Raw genomic sequence first — 22,243 nt, 5'->3', positions numbered from 1 at the left:
AGCCAGCCGGGTCACATACTGATGTATGCTCCCCGTCTATCTTCTCTTGCCGCCTGCCTGCACCCTGAATGACGTTGGGTATATACCTTATTCATTCAAACTGCAGGTTCGTTGGCGGCGTGAAGCCAGCCGGGTCAAATAGTTCATATAAACACTCTGTTTTGATAAAAAAAAGCCCGGTAACAAATGATGTTACCGGGCCTGATATTGCTGTGTGTTTTTATTATTAATGTGTGGCGATGTTAATAAAAATTTGTGCACCAATCAGCAGACAATCATCGTCTACAAAATAAGGGTTTGCGTGCAGATAGTTATTAATGCCTTTGGCTTTGTTTCCGCTGCCTAAGAAATACATTGCGCCGAATTTATCTTTGGTGGCATTTACCAGGTAACTGAAGTCTTCACTCCCTGTCATTGGTTTGCCGTTTGATTCAATATTTTCTGCTGGTAAGAACGCCGCAGCGGCTTTGTAAATTGCAGCCGCTGCCTGTGGGTGGTTAATAACAGCAGGGTAGCCGCAGGCATCCAGTGTGGTTTTAAAACCACCGGCTTCGCTGCGGGCAACAATTTCTTTAAAACTGGCTTTTAAGATATTATTGGTTTCTTCATCCATTGAACGGATGGTTCCGCGTGCCTGAACATAATCTGCCAGCGCATTAGGAATAGTACCGCCATTGAACATCCCGCAGCCAAAAACAGCCGGACTGAAAGGATCGGTTTTTTTGGCAACGATGTAATCCATATAATCGATAATACGGGTGGCTTCGCGGATAGCATCCAGCCCTTTGTGCGGGGTCGAACCGTGCGCGGAAATACCGTGAACATCCAGCGTCCACGCCGAGCCGTAGGAAGACATAACACCGGCATTGAAGCGGATAAGTCCGGTCTCAATTGCCCCGTCATTGTGCAGTCCGTAGACTTCATCAACACCGTCCATGCACCCCATTTCCACCATTTTATCCGCACCCGGAATACGCATATCTTCTTCTGCCATCTGGAAGATGAAGCGAATGTTGCAAAGGAGTTCGTCGCGGTGCTCACTCAGGTATTTTGCCGCAGTCAGCGCGATGGTCATGTGTGTATCGTGACCACAGTTGTGCGCACAGCCTTCGTGCACCGAACTATGCTCGTTGCAGGTCATGTCCGGCATTTCCAGACCATCAATATCGGTGCGGTAAGCAATCAGACGTTTTGCGGGGTCAATCATTAATTCTGCGGTAAACCCGGTATATCCTTCAAACGGACGAATGGTATAGCCGAAGCTTTCCATAAGTTTGCGGCAATATTCTGAGGTTTTGTACTCTTCACCGGACAGCTCAGGGATCTTATGTAAGTCCTGGCGGGTTTTCTTGCTAAACGCTTCAAGAGCAAAGAGTTTCTCACTGATATTATATTTATTCGTCATTACATTATACCCCGTTTACTGAAACCGGTTTACGTGCTGGTGAAAGAAGCCCTGGTGTAAACGCGGGCATGACCGGAAATCACCGGTCATGCCACAACGCTGACGCAACATGAGTACATTTTATTTTTACGCTGACACTTTCCGACAGAACCGGCGGGATTCAGTCATCGGTGAATAGTCGTTATTTATTTGCAGGAGTGATTTTAACGTCAGATATAAAAAAGTGAGCGTGACGGAGATCGGGTTTATATCATATCAGTATTGCATGGGGTATGAATAATAATGATGATGACAGAGAGTCGGAAAATAAGACCATTCACGATAAATAAGAAAGTAGATAAATATCAATAAATTAAATATATTTAAATTGTCACCTTATTTTGTGGTGAAAAGTAATGTAAATATAAAATCCTGACGCGATAAAGGTAATATTAATATTATTTATCTTAATGTAAACGGACTTATTTATATATCGTTACGTTCTTTATATTATCCCGTCATACTTCAGGATGTACCATAGATTAATACTGGAAATTTACCTTATTACTGGTGGTTTTATCTGCGCCTGGTGTGGACTACACTCTGGTTACAGGATAAAGATATTGAGCAGGTTTGGATTGCTCCGTGTCACACCATTTTCCGAATCAGATTTGATAACCAGTAAGAGGGAAGGTTTACGATGAAGCAGACAGTCGCGGGTTATATCGCAAAAATGTTGGCGGATGCAGGAATCAACCGTATCTGGGGTGTCACCGGAGACTCGCTGAACGGGTTGAGTGACAGTTTACGCAAATTAGGCACGATTGAATGGATGGGAACACGGCATGAAGAGGTTGCTGCATTTGCCGCAGGCGCAGAAGCGCACCTGACCGGCAGACTGGCAGTATGTGCAGGCTCCTGCGGGCCGGGGAATCTTCATTTAATTAACGGATTATTTGATTGTCAGCGTAACCGGGTGCCGGTACTGGCGATTGCGGCGCATATTCCTTCCGGTGAGATTGGCAGCCATTATTTCCAGGAAACGCACCCGCAGGAATTATTCCGGGAATGCAGTGTTTACTGTGAACTGGTGTCAAACCCGGAGCAGATTCAGCAGGTACTGGGGATCGCCATGCGCAAAGCCATTCTTGAGCGGGGTGTGGCGGTTGTGGTTATCCCGGGTGATGTGGCGTTAAAACCTGCGCCGGAATCTGCCCGTAATGTCTGGTATGAACCGTCTCTGCCATTGGTGATGCCGCAGCGGGATGAACTGATGAAGCTGGCGGATGCACTCAATGGCGCGAAAAATATTACACTGATGTGCGGGGCGGGATGTGCCGGCGCACATGATGAAGTACTTAAACTGGCAGAAACACTGAAAGCCCCTGTGGTACATGCACTGCGCGGTAAAGAGCATCTGGAATACGATAATCCGTACAGTGTGGGAATGACCGGGCTTATCGGGTTTTCGTCCGGTTACTATGCGATGGAAAACGCCGATACCCTGGTGCTGCTCGGCACACATTTTCCGTATCGTGCATTTTATCCGGCAAAAGCAAAAATTATTCAGGTGGATATCAATCCGGGCAGTCTCGGCGCGCACTGCGCTGTGGATATGGCTGTCATCGGGGATATCAAAGCCACTCTTAACGCGATCCAGCCCCGGTTGCAGGCTAAAGAAGACCGCACGCACCTTGATAATGCCCTGAAGCATTATCAGACTGCCCGCAGTGACCTGGATGCGCTGGCAACAGCAAGTAAACGGGAGCTTATCCACCCGCAGTATCTGGCGAAAAAAATCAGTGAGCTGGCAAATGACGATACTGTTTTCACCTGTGATGTCGGCACGCCGACTGTCTGGGCGGCGCGTTATCTCACCATGAATGGTAAGCGGCGGCTTATCGGCTCCTTTAATCACGGGTCGATGGCAAATGCGATGGCGCAGGCTATCGGCGCACAGGCAATTGATCGCAAACGTCAGGTGGTGGCCATGTGTGGTGATGGCGGATTCAGTATGCTGATGGGCGATTTTATTTCGCTGGCACAAATGAAACTGCCGGTGAAAATTGTCATCTTTAACAACAGTGTTCTGGGTTTTGTCGCGATGGAGATGAAAGCCGGCGGTTATTTAACCGATGGCACTGATCTGCATAATCCGGATTTTGCGGCGATGGCAAATGCGATGGGTATCAAAGGAATACGGGTTGAAGACAGTGAGTCACTGGATGATGCCCTGAAAACGGCATTTGCTCATGACGGCCCGGTTCTGGTGGATGTGGTCACCGCCAAACAGGAACTGGCGATGCCGCCGGACATTAAATTTGAACAGGCTAAAGGGTTCAGTCTTTATATGCTGCGCGCGATTATTAACGGGCGGGGTGATGAGATTGTCGAGCTGGCAAAAACCAACTGGTTGCGCTGAGAATATATGAACAAATTTGCCGCAGTGTATCTGCGGCACTTTTACACCGCTTAATATCCGGCGGCTGATCCCAGCCGCCACAGATGTGCTGCCATTAATGCGCGGTACGGGGCAAACTCCGCCAGCCATGTCTGCGTTTCCTCTGCGGTCAGTTTCTCTTCACGCTCAAGCAGGCGTTGTAAGTTGCGCCGCACTGCCACATCACCGTGAAGTGAGCCATTCAGGTAATTAAATCCGCGCAATAACGCATAGCTGACCGTCCAGGTGCCGATGCCTTTGATGGCAATCAGTGATGCAGAAACCGCATCTGCATTGTCCGGCGTGACCACATCCGGCAGCACCAGCTCACCGCTTTCTAATTGTTCACTCAGCATCAGCAATGCATTGGCTTTGCCGACAGAAAAACCACAGCTGCGCAGCCCGTCAAAATCTGTTTTCAGAATATGTGCGGCATCCGGGTAGCACCACAGCCCGCCGGAATGGCGCAGATTGATATGCTGAATCAGGCGGCGGCGGATAGAGATAGCCGCATGAACACTGATTTGTTGCCCGATAATTGCCCAGTTAATCGCTTCAAATGGTGTGGCAGACTGATAGATGCGCAGCCCCTGCTGATGACGGATCAACTGCCCGACTTGCGGATGTTCCTGATACAGGGACTCAAATTCCTGTACCGGTTGTAATAATCCCAGCATATGACAGGCGAGATGGTGCAGCGCCGCTTCGTCGCCGGGCAGCGTCGGACCATCGGTATGCAATGTCACCCGCACCTGTCCGGCGTCGGTTTCCAATGTCAGCAGTGCAGGATGTCCGTGCAGACAAATCCCTTTCATCACCCGGTTCTCAGTGACCTGCTCTGCGACGTTGTGTGTATCCCGTAAATGAAAAGCAAGGAAATCCGCTGTATGATAGTGGGATGGTAACAAAACTGTAATAATTAATTGGTTGTTTTTACTCACATTATTGTACCTTGTTGCGGAGCGGATAGAAAATCGGGCCGGGTCTGTCTTATCAATTGTCAGTACCGGCTATGCAAAAATGTAAATTCATATTGTGACAGGTGGATTATTCTGAGTGAATTCTGCTTACCAAATGTGATACTTATATATATGAACAAATTAGTTTATTTTTAGCATATTCATTTTTTAAAGATACCTCACCGGTTCCTCCGGGATGAAATCAGAGGTTATTGTTGTAACAATGAATATAATTGACGCTCGAAGATCTCACGTTCCCCGGGGGGGAAAGCTTAGCGTTTAGTCCGAGATTGTTACAGCACAGCAGTACAACCAGAGCGGATAAAGGCATTACCGATGGATATAAAACAATATTACCTTGAGGTCGCTGAAGGTAAAGGAAAGAAGATGACGTCGGAGATAGTGACATTCTCTCCTTCGCGGCTGAACCTGGCTGAGCTAGAAGAGCGGTTAACATCACAAACCTTTTTCACACAGGGTGATATTGAATACGGGGATGCCGATGAACACAGTTTTTACTATACGTGCCACTATGGTGATGAAGAATTATTGTTCCTGATTTCGCTGGCGCCAAGGGCTCCGGAACTGGAAATTAATCCTTATTATTCAACAGATACACTGTCGCCGGAATTACTCGCAGAAGTGAACCAGACTGAGCAGGATATCTATGTTGAATGTCTTTTAAAGAATGATGTGCTGCTCAGCTACCGCCATCAGCTTAAAATTGTACAGATATTGGTTCCGGACTTACTTCTGGGAATTGATATTTCCGCGGCCGGTCGCGGGTTTACCCGTGAGTGGCTCAATTTTCAGCTCGAAAATGATGTGCAACTGAATATTGAATCGCTGTACACCATTCATGCGATTTATGACACTGAGAATACCCCGCCGACCATGTATTGGTTCCATACGCACGGATTACTGCGTTGCGGTATCCCGGAGGTGGAATTGTTGCTGCCGCATACGATTAATTCGTACTACGGTATCCCTGATTTACTGCGCAGTTTTGTCGGACAGAGCCTGAATGAGGGTAAGGTACTGTTTAATGAGCCGATACTGTGTGGTCAGACAGAGAAACAATTAGAGTATATTGTGGCGCTTCCTTATCAGGAAGGTATTCGTCAGGTGAATAAAGAAACCCCGATTGAGCAGTTGAAATCACTGGAAGAGATTGATTATTCTCACGATAATATGCCTGAGGATGAATTTCTGGGGGATCGCAGCGATCGGGACGATCAGCATGATCATCCTTCCTGCATGTTGTTCCGGACCAATGAGAGTACTCCTGTATTACAGACCTTTTTCAAAGGGTTTGATGATGATGCGGCGATCATGTTTTACCGGCCGAATACTGAAACATATGAGATGGCGACGAAAGCCCGGTTACGCTGGCACTATTTTGCTCAGATGTTTACAGAATACGGTCAGCCGGAAGTCAAAGAAAAAAAAGGTCTGCTGGCGGGATTTTTCAGTAAAAAAAACCGTGCAGAAGTGGAAGAAGAGGAAACACCACGGGCGTTTATGGTCAAATGCGGTATTCCATACGGGGATACTGATGACCTGGAGCACATGTGGTTTGTCCCGGAAAGTCTGGAAAATGATACCTTTACCGGCAAACTGATTAACCAGCCATTTTATGTGAAAGAAATGGAAGAGGGCGGCGTGTATCAACTGGATACCTCAATGCTGACTGACTGGAATATCTATTTCTCCGGTGATAAATACACACCGGATACTATTTATCAGCTTCTCAGCCCGCCACAGGTCCACTGATATCTGTCAATTCTTAAAAAAGCGCTGAACAGCGCTTTTTTTATGCCTGCTGTTTTGTGCAGTAAACCACGTTATTAATACATACTGAATTATGTTGTTGCTGCTTTTTTTCTGTTCTGACTATAATTAATGACCGCGTGTTGTTGCCGGTAATATGTTCTTAAAAATGGCGATTTTATCTTATAATCCGTTGTGAATTGTTTATCATGGAGTGTATTGTGCCTGATTTAACATCGTTGCTGGCGTTTGCGTTGGTTGCACTGGGAATGGTATTAACGCCCGGCCCCAATATGATTTATCTGATCTCCCGTTCACTCTGCCAGGGAAAACAGGCCGGATATGTTTCGCTTGCCGGCGTCGGCCTGGCGTTTATCTTTTATATGCTCAGTGCCGCATTCGGGATCACCGCGCTGTTTTTTGCGGTTCCTTATGCCTATGACGTGTTGCGTATTGCCGGGGCATTATACCTTTTGTACCTTGCCTGGCAGGCAGTGAAACCGGGCGGACGCTCTGCTTTTTCTGTGCGCGACCTGCCGGCAGATAAACCCAAAAAACTGTTTACTATGGGTTTTCTGACCAGCCTGGCAAACCCGAAAGTGGCGGTGTTATACCTTTCCCTGCTACCACAATTTATTGTACCGGGACACGGCAGCGTGCTGACGCAGTCTCTGATCTTCGGCAGCATGCAGATGCTCATCAGTATTGCAGGCAATGCACTGATCATTTTTACGGCAGGAACCGTTGCCGGATTTATGACCGGTCGCCCGCTATGGCAGGTGGTACAACGCTGGCTGATGGGAACCGTGCTTGCCGGTCTGGCGGTGAAAATGGCGCTGGAGTCCCGACGCTGAACAATATGCAGACCGGCGTGATGTTCCCGGTCTGCATTATTCCGGACAGTGCAGATTGTTTTTAAAGCTGATTACTTTCCAGCCACTGTGCAACCTGCTGCTGCTCATTAACACTGAGCCACATTCCCAGCTTGGTTCTGCGCCACAGCGCATCTTCCGCACTGACTACCCACTCATTTTTCACCAGATAGCGCAACTCGGCTTCATACAGATTGTGACCAAATAGCTGCCCGAGATCATTCAGTGACTGTGCGCCATCCAGAATTTTTGCCGTCTGGCTGCCGTATGTGCGGGCAAAGCGCAGCGCCAGCCCGTTTGGTAACCAGGGATAGTGCTCACTCAGTACCCGTGCATATTCATCCCGTGAATGACCATTGAGTTCACCGCCGGTCAGAACTGCCTGCTTTGTCCATGCTTTTCCGGCCTGCGGATAATACGGCGCAAGTTTGTCCAGCGCATGCTCACCCAGTTTGCGGTAGGTGGTGAGTTTCCCGCCAAACACAGACAGCAGAGGTGCCTGCCCGTTTTCGTCATGCAGATCCAGGGTGTAATCCCGGGTAATCGCCTGTGGAGAATCGGATTCATCGTCACACAGCGGGCGCACACCGGAATAGCTCCAGCGGACGTCATCACGGCTCAGGGTCTTTTTAAAGTGGTCGTTATAAACATCCAGCAAATAATTAATTTCAGTATCATCAATTTTTACATCAGCAGGATCGCCATGGTATTCCACATCGGTCGTACCGATAATCGAAAACTCATCCATCCACGGGATAACAAACACGATACGGTGATCTTCATTTTGCAGAATATATGCCTGCGGCTCGTCATGAGCGCGCGGAACAACAATATGGCTGCCTTTGATGAGACGGATGCCATAAGGTGATTTCAGATGCAGCCCGTCATCAAAGAGCGCTTTCACCCACGGACCGGCTGCATTAACTAATCCTTTTGCCTGCCAGTGCAATTTTTCACCTGTCAGTGTATTTTCAGCTTCTACCTGCCAGAGTCCGTTTTCGCGCCATGCACGGATGACTTTTGTCCGGGTGCGGACTTCACCGCCCTTGCGCACAATTTCCTGTGCATTAAGCACCACCAGGCGTGCGTCATCAACCCAGCAATCTGAGTATTCAAAGCCTTTTTTGAATTCCGGTTTCAGCGGAGATGCACTGTTGAACGTTAGTCCGCGGCTGCCGGGCAGAGTTGTGCGTTTGCCCAGATGGTCGTAAAGAAATAATCCTGCGCGGATCATCCAGGCCGGGCGCAGATGCGGCTGATGCGGCAGGCGAAAGCGCATCGGGAATGCAATGTGCGGAGCCATTTTTAACAATATTTCGCGCTCAGCCAGTGCTTCGCTTACTAAACGAAATTCATAATGTTCGAGATAGCGCAGCCCGCCGTGGATCAGTTTTGAGCTGGCGGACGAGGTGGCACAGGCCAGATCCCCGGCTTCCAGCATCAGAACAGAAAGTCCGCGCCCTGCGGCATCAGCAGCAATACCTGCTCCGTTTATTCCGCCCCCGATGACGATTAAATCTTTGGTTTCCATCCTGACTCCCTTGATGCGCGCATTCATTCTTTTATGTTCGTTATCGCTCATAATAGTTCAATGCGATCGATAATCCAACATTTTGTACATAAAAAAACGTTTCCCGTGACAAGGATAACAACTCATTATCATATCCATACTAAAAGTAATGATATTAAGTGTTTGAGCGGTAAGGGAAACGGGGGAAATAGCTGACGATGGTAATGCACCGCGCCACGGGGATTGTGGCGCGGCAGAGAAAACGGTTTAGTCGCAGATATCGAGCTGGACGTTTTGCTCATCGAGTATTTTGATAATACTGTCCGGCGGGCGTTTATCCGTAAACAGACAATCAATAAGCCCCATATTGCCGAGGTTTACCATTGCGTTGCGACCAAATTTGGAGTGATCGGTGACAAGCATGACACAGCGGGAGTTTTCGATAATTGCGCGTTTGGTGCGCACTTCGTGATAATCAAACTCCAGCAGCGAGCCGTCAGTATCGATGCCGCTTATCCCGAGTATTCCGAAATCCAGGCGGAACTGAGAGATAAAATCGAGTGTGGCTTCGCCGACAATACCGCCGTCCCGTGAACGTACTTCGCCGCCGGCAAGGATCAGCCGGAAATCCTCTTTTGCCATCAGCAGTGTGGCGACATTCAGGTTATTGGTGACGATACGCAGGTTTTTATGGTTCAGTAATTCGTGAGCTACGGCTTCCGGAGTGGTGCCGATATCAATAAACAGTGTTGCACCGTCAGGGATCTGCGAGGCGACACGGCGGGCAATGCGGCGTTTTTCATCTGACCACATGCTTTTGCGCTCATGATACGCGGCATTGACTGAACTGGATGGCTGAGCGGCACCACCGTGGTGGCGGTGAATTTTATTCAGCTCTGCCAATTCATTGAGATCACGCCGGATAGTTTGCGGGCTGACATTAAAGAACTCTACCAGCTCTTCTGTGCTGACATAGCCCTGTTTATTGACTAATTCGACGATAGCATCATGGCGCTGTGTTTGTTTCACAAAATCCCCCGGTCAGGTCAATATCGCCGCACAGGTGCGGCGCGAATGGAGCAGCAGATCATTATTACATTATTATTCAGGCCGCCGGACGGCGGTTATCCCACACGGCCATAACCAGACCAATAGCCAGCCCGGCGGCGTGTGCCATATTGGCAATCGGCATTGTACCAAATAAATCAAAATAACCGATAACCAACCATAATACGGAGAAAGCCATCATAGCGCCGGGTAGGTAAATACCTGCGGACGGGTTGCGCATGCCTGTGTACCAGACATAGGCTATCAGCGCAAAAACTACGCCGGACAGCCCGCCGAATGAGGAGCCGCTGAACAGAGATTGCGCCCAACAGCTGAATAGTGCGGAAACAATTGTGATAACAAACAGCCGCCCGCTGCCCATCTGTTTTTCCACCTGACCCGCAAGATACCACCACAAGGCAAGGTTCATTAAAATATGTGTCAGGGAAAAATGCAGAAATACCGGGCTTACCCAACGCCAGAGTTCACCCTGCTGACCGGCATCCGGCCATGCCAGATAATCCATTACCGCGTCAGTACCACTTATCTGCATCCACAGATAAACAAGGGCACACAGCACGGTAATCGTGATAGTCAGCGGACCTGCGGGGGTTATCAGGTTTTTGGCGGAGTAAGACGGGGGATAGCGAAACGGGGAATCTGTTTCGCCGGACGCCCAACTGGCAGCGAGATAGCGTTTGTTCATCGGGTCACGCATGAAACTCTCTAATTCCGTCTGTGTTTCGGTCAGTTTGCTTTCGTCGTCCAGCCATAATTCGACACCACTCCCTTCACGGGTTGCACGCATGACGAGCTGAATATCACGGGATGCCATGTAATCAATAAATGACTGAGCTATCCGCGGGTTGGCAATGGTGATCAAATAAACCATATAACTGTCCGTTTAACTGTTCGTTTTTACGCGAAAGACCTGACTGTGTCCGGGTAGAGACGCGACCAGCTTTCAAAGCCGCCGTTGATGCTGTACACCGTTTCATAGCCGACATTAAGCAGATACTGAGCTGCACCCTGACTGCTGTGTCCATGGTAACACATCACCAGAATCGGCTGCTCAAAATCTGTCTGATCCATAAAGGTATTTACGGAGTCATTTGTCAGGTGAAAGGCACCGTCAGCGTGTCCGGCACGAAAGCTTTGCGGATCACGGATATCGACTAACATAATATGCTGCTGCCACAGCCCGTAGGCGGCATCAGGGGAAATTAACCGGATTTGTTCCATAATTATTTTTCGTATGCAGGTGAATATCAGTGGTGACAGAGCACCACCGGAATATTGCCCGGAAACAGACCGGGCAGGCTTTATACCCTTATTCATTCAAACCGCAGGTTCGTTGGCCACGCTCAGCCCACCGGGTCACATACTGATGTATGCTTCCCGCCGATCGGAGCTTGCCGCCTGCCTGCATCCTGAATGACGTCGGGTATATAACAGACCACGCGATAATGGCCGCTGAATACTCGTCATACTTCAGGATGTCTGGTCGTTAACTACGCTCAGCCGGCCGGCCGGGTCACATACTAATGTATGCTCCCCGGCAATCGGAGCTTGTCGCCTACAGGCATCCCGAATTATTTAGAGTATAAATACTGTAAATTTGATTGATCAGTAATAAGAATGTTCGCCGGGCTGATGTTCAGTCAGGTCTTTAACGCCTTTCAGCTCATCGGGGAACATATTTAATAACTCTTTTTCGATCCCTTCTTTCAGGGTTACATCGACCATTGAGCAGCCGTTACATCCGCCGCCGAACTGGAGGATAGCAAACCCGTCATCAGTGATTTCCATCAGGGAAACACGACCGCCGTGACCTGCCAGCTGCGGATTAATCTGAGATTGCAGGACATACTCGACGCGTTCGATCAGCGGAGCATCATCATCCACTTTGCGCATTTTTGCATTCGGCGCTTTCAGGGTGAGCTGAGAGCCAAGCTGGTCAGTGATGAAGTCAATAACGGCTTCTTCAAGGTACGGGGCGCTCAGTTCATCGACATAGGCGGTCAGTTGCTCAAACGGCAGCGCGGTATCCGTAGCTTCAACGGCATCCGGCGGACAATAAGAGACACCACATTCTGCATTTGGTGTACCGGGATTAATAACAAAAACACGGATTTGTGTACCGGGTTCCTGGTTGGCAAGCAGTTTGGAAAAATGTGCCTGCGCAGTGTCAGTAATAGTAATCATAACATTGCCCGAAAATAGTTGACTGTTCTGGTAGGTTATAATACGCCCATTCATGTGTTCACTACAAGGTGCGACAGAGACACCAGACCTGGACTGTCGCAGCACCCGCACGAATGAGCAATTCAGACAGCGCTGTCATGGTCGCTCCCGTGGTGATGACATCATCTGTTACAGCGATATGCAGCCCGCGTATTTCACGGGTTAAGGCAAATGCCGATTTCAGATTTGTCAGGCGATGAGCACGGGACAGCGTCCGCTGGCTCAGTGTAGCACGAGTCCGGATAACGCCGGAACTGTCATAAGGGCGGCGCAGCCATTTTGCCAGCGGACGGGTGATAAGGTCGCTCTGATTGAAGCCGCGCAGCCACTGTTTGTGCCGGTGCAGCGGAGAACTGAGCAGTAAATCCGGCTTCAGGTAATCTCCGTCACGGTAGCCCTGTAAAAACCGGCACAGCAGCAGACGAGCGAGCGCGCGGGCGACAAAAGGCTGTTTGCCGTATTTGAGCCGGTGAACCAGTGTGGTCAGCGGCGGCTGATACCCGGTCACCGCCAGCAGGCGCTGCCAGGGTGGCGGTGAATGCAGACAGCGTCCACACTCCGGCTCCGGTGTTATCAGCTGGCGTCCGCAGCGCAGACAGACGCGCGGTATCACCGGCAGCGCCCGTTCACAGAATCCGCAGATCCCGTGTGCGGCGATAGCAAGAGGCTGTTTGCATAGCAGGCAGTAATTCTCAATAATAACCATCCGTTTTCCCTCCGGATAAATAAGGACACAATAGCGATGGCGACTCTTTTTTGGCAGCAAAGCGGGCAGGGCAAACGCAATCTTGTGCTGCTGCACGGCTGGGGACTGAACGGCGAAGTATGGAACAGCATTGAAACGCGGCTCGCGCCGCATTTTTGTCTTCATAAGGTTGATTTGCCGGGCTACGGGCGCAGTCAGGAATTTGGTGAGATGTCATTGAGTGAGATGGCGGATGTTGTGCATGCACAGATGCCGGAGAATTCTGTGCTGGCAGGCTGGTCGCTGGGCGGACTGGTGGCAACACAGATTGCACTGACACACCCGCAGGCGGTGAGTCATCTGGTTACTATCTGTTCCTCACCTTGTTTCGCCGCACAGGAAGCAGAAGGCTGGCCCGGCATCAAACCCACGGTTTTAAGCGGGTTTCAGCATCAGCTCGCGACCGATTTTCAGCGCACAGTTGAGCGCTTTCTTGCGTTACAAACTCTGGGAACCGCCAGTGCCCGCCAGGATGCGCGGATGCTGAAATCCGTGGTACTGACACAGCCATTGCCGGATGTGGCGATACTGAATGCCGGTCTGGAGATTCTGCGGACCGCCGATCAGCGGGAGCAGCTTGCATCACTGACAATGCCGTTTCTGCGTATCTACGGGTATCTGGACGGATTGGTGCCGCGGAAAGTGGCACAACTGCTGGATGAACAACTGCCGTTATCGCCATCGGAAGTTATGCGTAACAGCGGGCATGCACCGTTTATTTCTCATCCGGATGAATTTTGTGATGTGTTGCTGGGGTTTACAGAAAAAAAAGCATAAAAAAAACACCGCCGGAAGGCGGTATTTTCAGATGAATGATTACTGTACTCAGGAATGAATCTGATACACCCGGGTATCGCAGCCCTGACTTTCAGGGCACTGCTTACAACTGCTGCTCAGGCAGTCACTGACATTCACGGCTTCAATTTTTCCCATTGCCGTCAGCTTTTCCATGATGGCTTTCACCAGGGCTTCCGGTGCATTCAGCTGGTGGCTGAGAAGCCGGGCGTCAGCCCGGCCATTGAGGGCGATAGCATCACGCACGGCGATCAGACTTATCATTTTCGCACTCTCTCAGTTAGTGACATTCACCACCGGAGCAGCCGCCACACTGGCCGTGCATGTTCCGGCGAAAGTTCAGATTCACGCGGCTGCGTGTCCGGCGCAGTACAGCAAACAGTATCAGGTTAAATATCAGCACAATACCGATAATCAGGGCGCTGCTGCCCGGATGTGCGCTGAAGGTTGCAGCCTGGTAGAACAGGGCGGCGAGAGAATAGGCCACATTCAGTCCCCACAGGATGGAGAAGGTCATCCAGCCGCGGCTGGTTTCGCGGGCAATCGCACCCATAACAGAGACACAAGGCACATACAGCAGAACAAAAATCAGATAGCTGTAAGCTGAGACACCGGAGCCGAATTTTGCTGCCATGGTTCCCATGGTGCCGCCATCCATTTCGCCGTCACCTTTACTGGCTTCAATCGGGTTGGATAATGCCGCTAACGTGAAGGTTTCTTTCAGGGAATCCACTGTCTCACCAACCGCATCACCCAGTTCACCCCACAGATCAAACTCATCGGCATTAAACGGCTCATTGGTGATGCTTTCAGCGGTATACAGTGTGTTCAGTGTCCCGACAACCACTTCTTTTGCCATCGCACCGGTGATAAGTCCGACAGTCGCCTGCCAGTTATCTTCATGGACACCGATAGGACTGAGCAGAGGAGTCAGCACTTTACTGACAGATGCCAGCGCGGAGTCATTGATACTGTCCGCCGGTTTACCGGAGAAACTGAAGCTGTTGAGTGCACCGATAAACATACTGGCGATAATAATCACTTTACCCGCGCGCACGACAAAGCCTTTCAGGCGCTGCCAGGTTTGCATAAACAGAGTTCTCATGTGCGGCACATGGTAGACCGGCAGCTCCATCACAAACGGAGACGCTTCCCCGCGCATGATCGTATGCTTGAGTAACAGCCCGGTAAGAATAGCAACCACAATTCCGAGGATATACAGAGAGAATACAATGCTTGCGCCGTTTTTGCCGAAGAAGGCAGCGGCAAAGACAGCAAAGATAGCCAGCCGCGCCCCGCAGGACATAAATGGTGCCATCAGAACCGTGATCAGGCGTTCACGCGGTGCATCCAGGGTTCTTGCACCCATAATGGACGGCACGTTACAGCCGAACCCGACAATCAGCGGCACAAAGGATTTGCCCGGTAAGCCGAGCGCCTGCATCAGTCTGTCCATCACAAAGGCCGCACGGGCCATATAGCCGGAGTCTTCCAGGAAGGAGAGGAACAGATACATCATCCCGATTTGCGGCACGAGTGGCAGAACCGTATTGATACCGCCGCCGACACCCTGGGCGAGGAAAATGGTCAGCCAGTCAGGGAAGCCGAGGGTGATGCCCAGCCATTGTGTTCCGTGGATAAATATCGCTTCGGAGCCGCCCTCAAACAGCGGCTGCAATGCCCCGCCGATATTGATGGCGAGTACAAACATCAGGTACATCACAAACAGGAAAACGGGCACACCCAGCCAGCGGTTGAGGACAATTTTATCCATCGAGGCGGTGAGTTGGTTTGGTTCAGAATTCGAGTTATCAATTGCCTGCCCGCAAATACCGGCAATGGTCTGATAACGGGCATCGGCGATCACCAGCTCAGGCTCTTCCTGTTGCTGTGCCTGCATGGCATCACGGACAGACTGAACATGCTCCGGGGTAAAACCGGCGCGTGCCTGGCTGTAGATATCCCCTTCGAGGCTCTGCAATGCGAGCCAGCGGCGCTGGGTTGCACTGAAATCATGGGTGGAGATAGATTCTGCCAGCGCTTTGACACTGTCCAGCAGTGCCGCCGGATAACTGACCAGCGCCACATGCGGCTTCATATTGTGTTTATCGATAGCGGCTTTCAGCTCGCTGATGCCGGTAGCACGGGTGGATATCAGCGGAATAACCGGGCAGCCGAGGCGCTCAGACAATGTATCGATATCAATTTTAATATTCGATTTTTCAGCAATATCCAGCATATTGAGCGCGACGATGCACGGCACGCCCAGCTCTAATAACTGAAGTGTAAGGTAAAGATTGCGCTCAAGATTTGAGGCATCGACGACATTAACCAGCATGTCTGCCTCACCACTGAGGATAAAGTGACAGGCAATCTGTTCATCCAGAGAGGTCTGTTCAGAAATAGTGGTCAGCGAGTAAGTTCCGGGTAAATCCACCAGCTCAATTTTATGTTCCGGTGTGGTGAAGTAACCAATTTTCCGTTCTACCGTCACGCCGGCCCAGTTGCCGACGCGCTGCTTTGAACCGGTCAGCTGATTAAACAGCGTGGTCTTCCCTGAATTGGGATTACCGATAAGTCCCAGGGTGAGTGCTTTCATAGTGTCGTATGCCAATCAATAAAAAACAGACCCTCCGGGGGCGGAGGGAAAAGACTGCGTCAGTGATAATGGTGGGGCGGATTATGCCGGTACATTATCAAGTGTGAGCAGCGCCAGATCTTTTTTCCTGAGCATCAGGTTGACGTGCCGGGTTTCGATTTGGATCGGATCACCCAGCGGAGCGCTGCGTATCACCCGGAAAACAGAACCGGGCAGCATGCCCAGTGACAATAATTTTTGACGGTAGGCCGGGCTGATTTGGTTGGAAAAGCCCAGGATTTTATAACTGTGTTGTGGCAAAAGTGTCATAAGGGCTCCCGTTAACCATACAAACTGAAATGATATTGAGAATAATTATCGCATGAACTATGAATCAGGAAAATATCCCTTACAAATTTAATTGATACTGCAAATGCGAATCATAACCAACAATATTTTGTCTATTTAGCCCGAAAAGTGACCAGTAAAGTTTGATGTACGTCAAAATTTTCAGCGTATGAAGGAATTGAGAGCAGATATTTTACGTATGGATTTACGTTAGTAACATTTTTTACGTCTGGTTAACGCAATTCATGACTAAAGCGGCACCGGCACGGGCAGCCTGAGCTGCCGCGTGCGGTTATTGCGGGTAATTACTTACGTTTGCCAAATGCAGCAGAGAGGGCATCGCCCATCATACTGTTACCGCCAGGTGTATCATTGCGGGCAGGACGGGACGTATTGCGTTTTTCATTACGCTTTTCTGTCTGCGGTTTATCACTTGCCGCACCCCTGCGGGTCATGGTTTCCGGCTCTTCATCCATGCGCATGGTCAGGGCAATGCGTTTGCGGGCGATATCCACATCCAGCACTTTAACACTGACGATATCCCCGGCTTTCACCACGGTATGCGGATCTTCCACAAAGCGGTTTGACAGTGACGAGATATGAACCAGACCATCCTGGTGTACGCCGATATCCACAAATGCTCCGAAATTAGTCACGTTGGTGACAGCACCTTCCAGAATCATACCCGGTGTCAGGTCATTCATGGTTTCAATGCCGTCGGCAAACGTCGCTGTTTTAAATTCAGGGCGCGGGTCGTGCCCGGGTTTTTGCAGCTCTTTCAGGATATCAGTGACAGTCGGCACACCAAACTGTTCTGTAACAAACTGTTGTGGCTTCAGGTCGCGCAGTGCATCATTGTTGCTCATCAGGTAACTGAGTGTTTTTTCTGTGGCAAGCAGGATTTTTTCCACCACCGGGTACGCTTCCGGGTGAACCGTGGAGGCATCCAGTGCATTTTTCCCGCCGACAATGCGCAGGAACCCGGCACATTGTTCAAAGGCTTTCGGTCCGAGACGCGCGACTTTCAGCAACTGTTTGCGATCAGCAAAGCGGCCGTTTTCATCGCGCCAGTCCACAATGTTCTGTGCTATTACTTTGCTCAGCCCGGCAACGCGGGTCAGCAGCGGAACAGAGGCGGTATTGAGATCCACACCCACGGCGTTTACGCAGTCTTCCACCACGGCATCGAGTTTGCGGGCAAGCTGCGTCTGACTGACATCATGCTGATACTGACCAACCCCGATAGATTTCGGGTCGATTTTCACCAGTTCTGCCAGCGGGTCCTGTAACCGGCGGGCGATAGAGACAGCGCCGCGCAGGGTGACATCCAGGCCGGGAAATTCCAGTGCCGCCAGCTCTGATGCGGAATACACAGAGGCACCGGCTTCGCTGACAATCACTTTTTGCCCTTTTACGCCCGGGAACTGCGTCTGCACATCAGCAAAGAAACGTTCTGTTTCACGGGACGCGGTTCCGTTACCGATTGCCACCAGCTCCACATTATATTTTATGCAAAGTGCCGCTGTTGCAGCAGCGGCTTTGGCAGCCTGACCGGTATGCGGATAAATAGTATCGGTTGCCAGCAATTTTCCTGTGGCATCCACCACCGCGACTTTGACGCCGGTACGCAGACCCGGGTCCAGCCCCATGGTGGCACGCATTCCGGCAGGGGCCGCCATCAGCAGGTCACTGAGATTCCGGGCGAACACATTGATGGCTTCATCTTCTGATTTCTCGCGCAGCGCAGACATCAGCTCCGTTTCCAGATGCAGCAGCACCTTCACACGCCATGTCCAGCTCACGACCGCTTTGCGCCAGCCGTCAGCCGGGGCACTGTTAAAGCGGATACCCAGGTGATCGCGGATAAGCTCTTCGCAGTAGCTCTCTTTCGGTGGCTCTTCACTTTGCGGGTCAGCATTCAGGGCAAGTTGTAAAATGCTCTCGTTGCGCCCACGGAACATCGCGAGTGCGCGGTGAGACGGAACTTTGGCAATAGCTTCGTGATGATCAAAATAGTCGCTGAATTTTGCGCCTTCTGCTTCTTTACCGCTGATAACCTTTGATACCAGATGCGCATTGCGCCACAGATAATCGCGGACTTTACTCAGCAGACCTGCGTCTTCGGCAAAACGTTCCATCAGAATATAACGGGCGCCATCCAGCGCGGCTTTGGTATCTGCCACGCCTTTTTCGCTGTCAGTAAAAGTAGCGGCAAGCGTTTCCGGGTCTTGTGACGGGTTCTGCCACAGGCTGTCTGCCAGTGGTTCCAGCCCGGCCTCAATGGCAATTTGCCCGCGCGTGCGGCGCTTGGGCTTATAGGGCAGATAGAGGTCTTCCAGTTCCGTTTTACTGAGTGTGCCGTTGATAGCACCTGCCAGTTCCGGTGTCAGTTTGTCCTGATCTTCAATTGATTTGAGGATAGTCTGACGGCGATCATTGAGCTCGCGCAGATAACTGAGGCGGGTTTCCAACTGGCGTAATTGCGTATCATCCAGACCACCGGTAACTTCTTTCCGGTAACGGGAAATAAAGGGAACCGTGTTCCCCTCATCCAGCAAGGTAATAGCGGCAGTGACTTGTTTTGTCTGCGCATTCAGCTCACCGGCAATAATCTGACTCAGAGTGTCATTCATCATGATATTCTTTCTGCCTGCGATAAAGTGGCTTAAATAAAGTGACTTAAAAAAGTCCGGGAAACAGTTATACGTGCTCAGAAAGGGAATTACCAGCCGCATAAAGGTAATATAAATGGATTACCTGTCATACTTCAGGGTGCCCGGATTTCCTTGTCGCCTGCATGCATCCCGAATTATTTAGAGTAATATGTGTGTCTGTTATCTTTCGTTAAAAGTATTTCGTATTACAATTATTTAAATAATTTACTATTTGTTTAGGTAATATATGGCAAAAAGTAACCTCATTACCCGTATGGGATGGGATACACTGGATAAAGAGCTTAAATATCTCTGGAAAACGGAGCGTCCGCAGGTCACTCAGGCTGTATCAGAAGCGGCTGCACAAGGGGATCGCTCTGAAAATGCCGAGTATATATACGGAAAAAAGCGTCTGCGTGAAATAGACGGGCGGATCCGTTTTCTTGCAAAACGTCTGGATAGTTTAAAGATAGTTGATCCTGATCCCCGCCAGGAAGGAAAGGTATTCTTCGGGGCGTGGGTCACGCTTGAAAATGATGATGAAGAAATTAAGACTTTTCGCATCGTAGGACCTGATGAGTTTTCACCGGCAAAGAAATGGATTTCTGTGGACTCCCCTGTGGCCCGGGCATTAATCGGCAAGCAGACGGATGATGAAATAACAGTAATAACACCTGACGGCGAAGTAAATTACGTCGTTTTATCTATTCGGTATCAGCCCGTCACTGAATAAACGAAATAACCTGAGTATTTGTATGCAAAAACGAATCTGGAGAGTCAAACATGCAAGAAAGTTATAAGATCCTTGTCGTTGATGATGACATGCGCCTGCGTGCTCTGCTTGAGCGTTATCTGAGTGAGCAGGGCTTCCAGGTACGTACTGCGGCTAACGCGGAACAGATGGATCGCCTGCTGACGCGTGAATCTATTCATCTTATTGTCCTTGATCTGATGTTACCGGGTGAAGATGGTTTATCCATTTGCCGCCGTCTGAGAAGTCAGAATAATCCGATCCCGATCATCATGGTGACGGCGAAAGGGGAAGAAGTTGACCGTATCGTCGGTCTGGAAATCGGTGCGGATGATTACATTCCCAAGCCGTTTAACCCGCGTGAATTGTTAGCCCGTATCCGTGCGGTGCTGCGTCGTCAGGCAAATGAACTGCCGGGTGCACCGTCACAGGATGACGCGGTTATTCAGTTTGGTAAGTTTAAACTGAACCTCGGTACGCGTGAAATGTTCCACGATGACGAGAATATGCCTCTGACCAGCGGGGAATTTGCGGTTCTGAAAGTGCTGGTTTCACATCCGCGCGAGCCACTGTCCCGTGACAAACTGATGAGTCTGGCGCGTGGTCGTGAGTATAGTGCGATGGAGCGTTCAATCGATGTGCAGATTTCCCGTCTGCGCCGCATGATTGAAGAAGATCCGACTCATCCGCGTTATATCCAGACGGTGTGGGGTTTGGGTTACGTCTTTGTGCCGGACGGCAATAAGTCATGAAGCGGCTCCGGTTCTCCCCCAGGAGCACCTTTTCGCGCTCATTGTTTTTAGTCATTTTTCTGTTGTTTGCGACATTGACAACAAGTTATCTGGCGGTTGTGAACTTCATTGTTATGCCGAGCCTGCAACAGTTTAACCGGGTTCTGGCGTATGAAGTCCGCACATTGATGAGCGAAAAAATGGTGCTGAAGGACGGAACCGTTGTCCGTGTTTCCCCGGCATTGCGTAAGAAAATTTATGAAGAGTTGGGGATCACCTTTTTTACTGAAAAAGAAGCCGATGATGCCGGGTTGCGCTGGGCGCGTCATTTTGAGTCGCTCAGCGGGCAGATGAGCCATTATCTGGAAGGGTATGCGGATGTCAGGCTGGAAATTAACCGGGATTACCCGGTTCTGTGGCTGAATTCGTATATTTCACCGGATGTGTGGGTGCGGGTTCCGCTGACTGAAATTGGTCAGGATCAGTTCTCGCCGGTTTTTCGTTATATTTTTGCTTTTCTGCTGTTTGTGTTCGCCGGCGTCTGGGTATTTATCCGTTATCAGAACCGCCCGCTGACGGAGCTGGAATCTGCCGCCCGGCAAATGGGTACCGGCGGACCACAGACGACGGTACGCGAAGCAGGTGCTGCAGAAGTGCGCTCAGTGATCCGCTCGTTTAATCAGATGTCGCGGGACATTAAAATGCTGGATCAGGATCGCACGGTTCTGATGGCCGGTGTGAGTCATGATTTGCGTACTCCGCTGACACGTATCCGTCTGGCAACAGAAATGATGGGTCCGGCAGATGAGTATCTGGCGGAGTCCATTAATCATGACATTGAAGAGTGTGATGCTATCATCGAACAGTTTATGGCCTATCTGCGGACCGGTCAGGAAATGGAGATGGCACAGCTTGAGCTGACCGGTATTCTCAATGAAGTGATCGGCGCGCAAAGCAGTGCTGAGTATGAAATTCACAATGATGTCACGCAAAAGCCGGTGTATGTCACCGGAAATGCAATCGCAGTCAAGCGTGCTCTGGGCAATATGCTGGTGAATGCCTCGCGCTATGGTAACGGGTGGATCAGGGTTACCAGCGGCAAAGATGAACATTTCGCCTGGTTCCAGGTGGAAGATGACGGCAGTGGCATTGATGAAGCGGATATTCCGAATTTGTTCCAGCCGTTTGTTCAGGGTGAAAAAGCGCGCAGTAACAAAGGAACTGGTCTGGGGCTGGCAATCTTACGGCGTATTGTGGATGCTCATGACGGTAAAATTGAGGTCGGGCGAAGTCAGCGTGGCGGATTCCGTATCCGGGTTCTGCTGGCGCTGCCGGATGACAGAGACGACTGAGATAACTGAGAAATATGACAATGGAATGTCATTTTCATTTTACTGTCACACATGCCTGTAATA

The 22,243-nt window shown here is 50.2% G+C and carries 19 protein-coding genes; 7 read left to right on the top strand and 12 right to left on the bottom strand.

All coding sequences use genetic code 11. The features are described 5' to 3' along the window. Positions 1-226: 226 nt before the first annotated feature. Positions 227-1,405, bottom strand: coding sequence for a M20 metallopeptidase family protein (locus tag ACMHKJ_RS15785; RefSeq protein WP_413495359.1), 1,179 nt, complete (start codon positions 1,403-1,405; stop codon positions 227-229). A 679-nt stretch (positions 1,406-2,084) separates the two neighbouring features. Here ACMHKJ_RS15785 and poxB point away from each other — a divergent pair. Beyond that, entirely contained in the window at positions 2,085-3,806 is a 1,722-nt protein-coding gene (gene poxB, locus ACMHKJ_RS15780) for a ubiquinone-dependent pyruvate dehydrogenase (RefSeq protein ID WP_413495357.1), read from the top strand. Positions 3,807-3,856: 50 nt separating this feature from the next. On the opposite strand, the gene ACMHKJ_RS15775 is transcribed toward poxB, so the two are convergent. Next, the gene (locus ACMHKJ_RS15775) at positions 3,857-4,765 is read right to left on the bottom strand and encodes a DNA-3-methyladenine glycosylase family protein (RefSeq protein ID WP_413495355.1); all 909 of its coding nucleotides are present in this window, start codon (positions 4,763-4,765) and stop codon (positions 3,857-3,859) included. 354 nt (positions 4,766-5,119) lie between these two features. Here ACMHKJ_RS15775 and ACMHKJ_RS15770 point away from each other — a divergent pair, with 354 nt between their 5' ends. Together ACMHKJ_RS15770 and ACMHKJ_RS15765 are read left to right on the top strand one after the other, a co-directional pair. After that, on the top strand, positions 5,120-6,556 hold the full coding sequence (locus ACMHKJ_RS15770; RefSeq protein WP_413495353.1) for a DUF4026 domain-containing protein: 1,437 nt from the start codon (positions 5,120-5,122) through the stop codon (positions 6,554-6,556). A 218-nt stretch (positions 6,557-6,774) separates the two neighbouring features. After that, the gene (locus ACMHKJ_RS15765; RefSeq protein ID WP_413495352.1) at positions 6,775-7,407 is read left to right on the top strand and encodes a LysE family translocator; all 633 of its coding nucleotides are present in this window, start codon (positions 6,775-6,777) and stop codon (positions 7,405-7,407) included. A gap of 61 nt (positions 7,408-7,468) precedes the next feature. Here the strand turns inward: ACMHKJ_RS15765 and glpD are convergent, their stop codons facing one another. The 6 genes from glpD to ACMHKJ_RS15735 all read right to left on the bottom strand — a co-directional run bounded on the left by glpD (position 7,469) and on the right by ACMHKJ_RS15735 (position 12,932). Continuing rightward, positions 7,469-8,956 carry a glycerol-3-phosphate dehydrogenase gene (glpD, locus tag ACMHKJ_RS15760; protein WP_413495350.1) on the bottom strand — a complete coding sequence of 496 codons (1,488 nt, stop codon included), beginning with the start codon at positions 8,954-8,956 and terminating at the stop codon, positions 7,469-7,471. Positions 8,957-9,202: 246 nt separating this feature from the next. Next, a complete protein-coding gene (locus ACMHKJ_RS15755; RefSeq protein WP_413495348.1) occupies positions 9,203-9,964 on the bottom strand; it encodes a DeoR/GlpR family transcriptional regulator in 762 nt (253 codons plus the stop codon). Positions 9,965-10,040: 76 nt separating this feature from the next. Continuing rightward, complete coding sequence (glpG, locus tag ACMHKJ_RS15750; protein ID WP_413495346.1) at positions 10,041-10,874, bottom strand: rhomboid family intramembrane serine protease GlpG; 834 nt, start codon at positions 10,872-10,874, stop codon at positions 10,041-10,043. 26 nt (positions 10,875-10,900) lie between these two features. Next, complete coding sequence (glpE, locus tag ACMHKJ_RS15745; protein WP_413495374.1) at positions 10,901-11,224, bottom strand: thiosulfate sulfurtransferase GlpE; 324 nt, start codon at positions 11,222-11,224, stop codon at positions 10,901-10,903. Between the two features lie 384 nt (positions 11,225-11,608). Further along, on the bottom strand, positions 11,609-12,187 hold the full coding sequence (gene nfuA, locus ACMHKJ_RS15740; protein ID WP_067368925.1) for a Fe-S biogenesis protein NfuA: 579 nt from the start codon (positions 12,185-12,187) through the stop codon (positions 11,609-11,611). Positions 12,188-12,248: 61 nt separating this feature from the next. Then, entirely contained in the window at positions 12,249-12,932 is a 684-nt protein-coding gene (locus tag ACMHKJ_RS15735; RefSeq protein WP_413495344.1) for a DNA utilization protein GntX, read from the bottom strand. A gap of 36 nt (positions 12,933-12,968) precedes the next feature. Here ACMHKJ_RS15735 and bioH point away from each other — a divergent pair, with 36 nt between their 5' ends. Next, positions 12,969-13,748, top strand: a complete 780-nt coding sequence (gene bioH, locus ACMHKJ_RS15730; protein ID WP_413495342.1) for a pimeloyl-ACP methyl ester esterase BioH — start codon at positions 12,969-12,971, stop codon at positions 13,746-13,748. A gap of 48 nt (positions 13,749-13,796) precedes the next feature. Here bioH and ACMHKJ_RS15725 read toward each other — a convergent pair whose 3' ends face one another. The 4 genes from ACMHKJ_RS15725 to ACMHKJ_RS15710 form a co-directional block, all read right to left on the bottom strand. Next, positions 13,797-14,030 (bottom strand): FeoC-like transcriptional regulator, encoded by a 234-nt coding sequence (locus ACMHKJ_RS15725; protein WP_413495341.1) that lies wholly within the window; start codon positions 14,028-14,030, stop codon positions 13,797-13,799. A 16-nt stretch (positions 14,031-14,046) separates the two neighbouring features. After that, positions 14,047-16,365, bottom strand: a complete 2,319-nt coding sequence (gene feoB, locus ACMHKJ_RS15720; RefSeq protein ID WP_413495339.1) for a Fe(2+) transporter permease subunit FeoB — start codon at positions 16,363-16,365, stop codon at positions 14,047-14,049. An 81-nt stretch (positions 16,366-16,446) separates the two neighbouring features. Next, the gene (feoA, locus tag ACMHKJ_RS15715; protein ID WP_067368668.1) at positions 16,447-16,674 is read right to left on the bottom strand and encodes a ferrous iron transporter A; all 228 of its coding nucleotides are present in this window, start codon (positions 16,672-16,674) and stop codon (positions 16,447-16,449) included. A gap of 323 nt (positions 16,675-16,997) precedes the next feature. Beyond that, positions 16,998-19,328, bottom strand: a complete 2,331-nt coding sequence (locus ACMHKJ_RS15710) for a Tex family protein (RefSeq protein WP_413495337.1) — start codon at positions 19,326-19,328, stop codon at positions 16,998-17,000. Positions 19,329-19,593: 265 nt separating this feature from the next. On the opposite strand from ACMHKJ_RS15710, the gene greB reads away from it, so the two are divergent. Genes greB through envZ form a run of 3 tightly spaced genes read left to right on the top strand, consistent with a single transcriptional unit; the run spans position 19,594 to position 22,180 of the window. Continuing rightward, positions 19,594-20,079 (top strand): transcription elongation factor GreB, encoded by a 486-nt coding sequence (gene greB / locus ACMHKJ_RS15705; protein ID WP_413495335.1) that lies wholly within the window; start codon positions 19,594-19,596, stop codon positions 20,077-20,079. Positions 20,080-20,129: 50 nt separating this feature from the next. Next, positions 20,130-20,849 (top strand): osmolarity response regulator transcription factor OmpR, encoded by a 720-nt coding sequence (gene ompR / locus ACMHKJ_RS15700; RefSeq protein ID WP_413495333.1) that lies wholly within the window; start codon positions 20,130-20,132, stop codon positions 20,847-20,849. Next, positions 20,846-22,180, top strand: a complete 1,335-nt coding sequence (gene envZ, locus ACMHKJ_RS15695; protein ID WP_413495331.1) for a two-component system sensor histidine kinase EnvZ — start codon at positions 20,846-20,848, stop codon at positions 22,178-22,180. The genes ompR and envZ overlap by 4 nt, the downstream gene beginning before the upstream one ends. Positions 22,181-22,243 lie beyond the last annotated feature (63 nt).

It is taken from the genome of Morganella psychrotolerans (assembly GCF_965118875.1).
Taxonomy (GTDB): domain Bacteria; phylum Pseudomonadota; class Gammaproteobacteria; order Enterobacterales; family Enterobacteriaceae; genus Morganella; species Morganella psychrotolerans_C.
The sequence above is the reverse complement of the archived record's forward strand: the minus strand, read 5'-3'. Positions and strand labels throughout refer to the sequence as shown.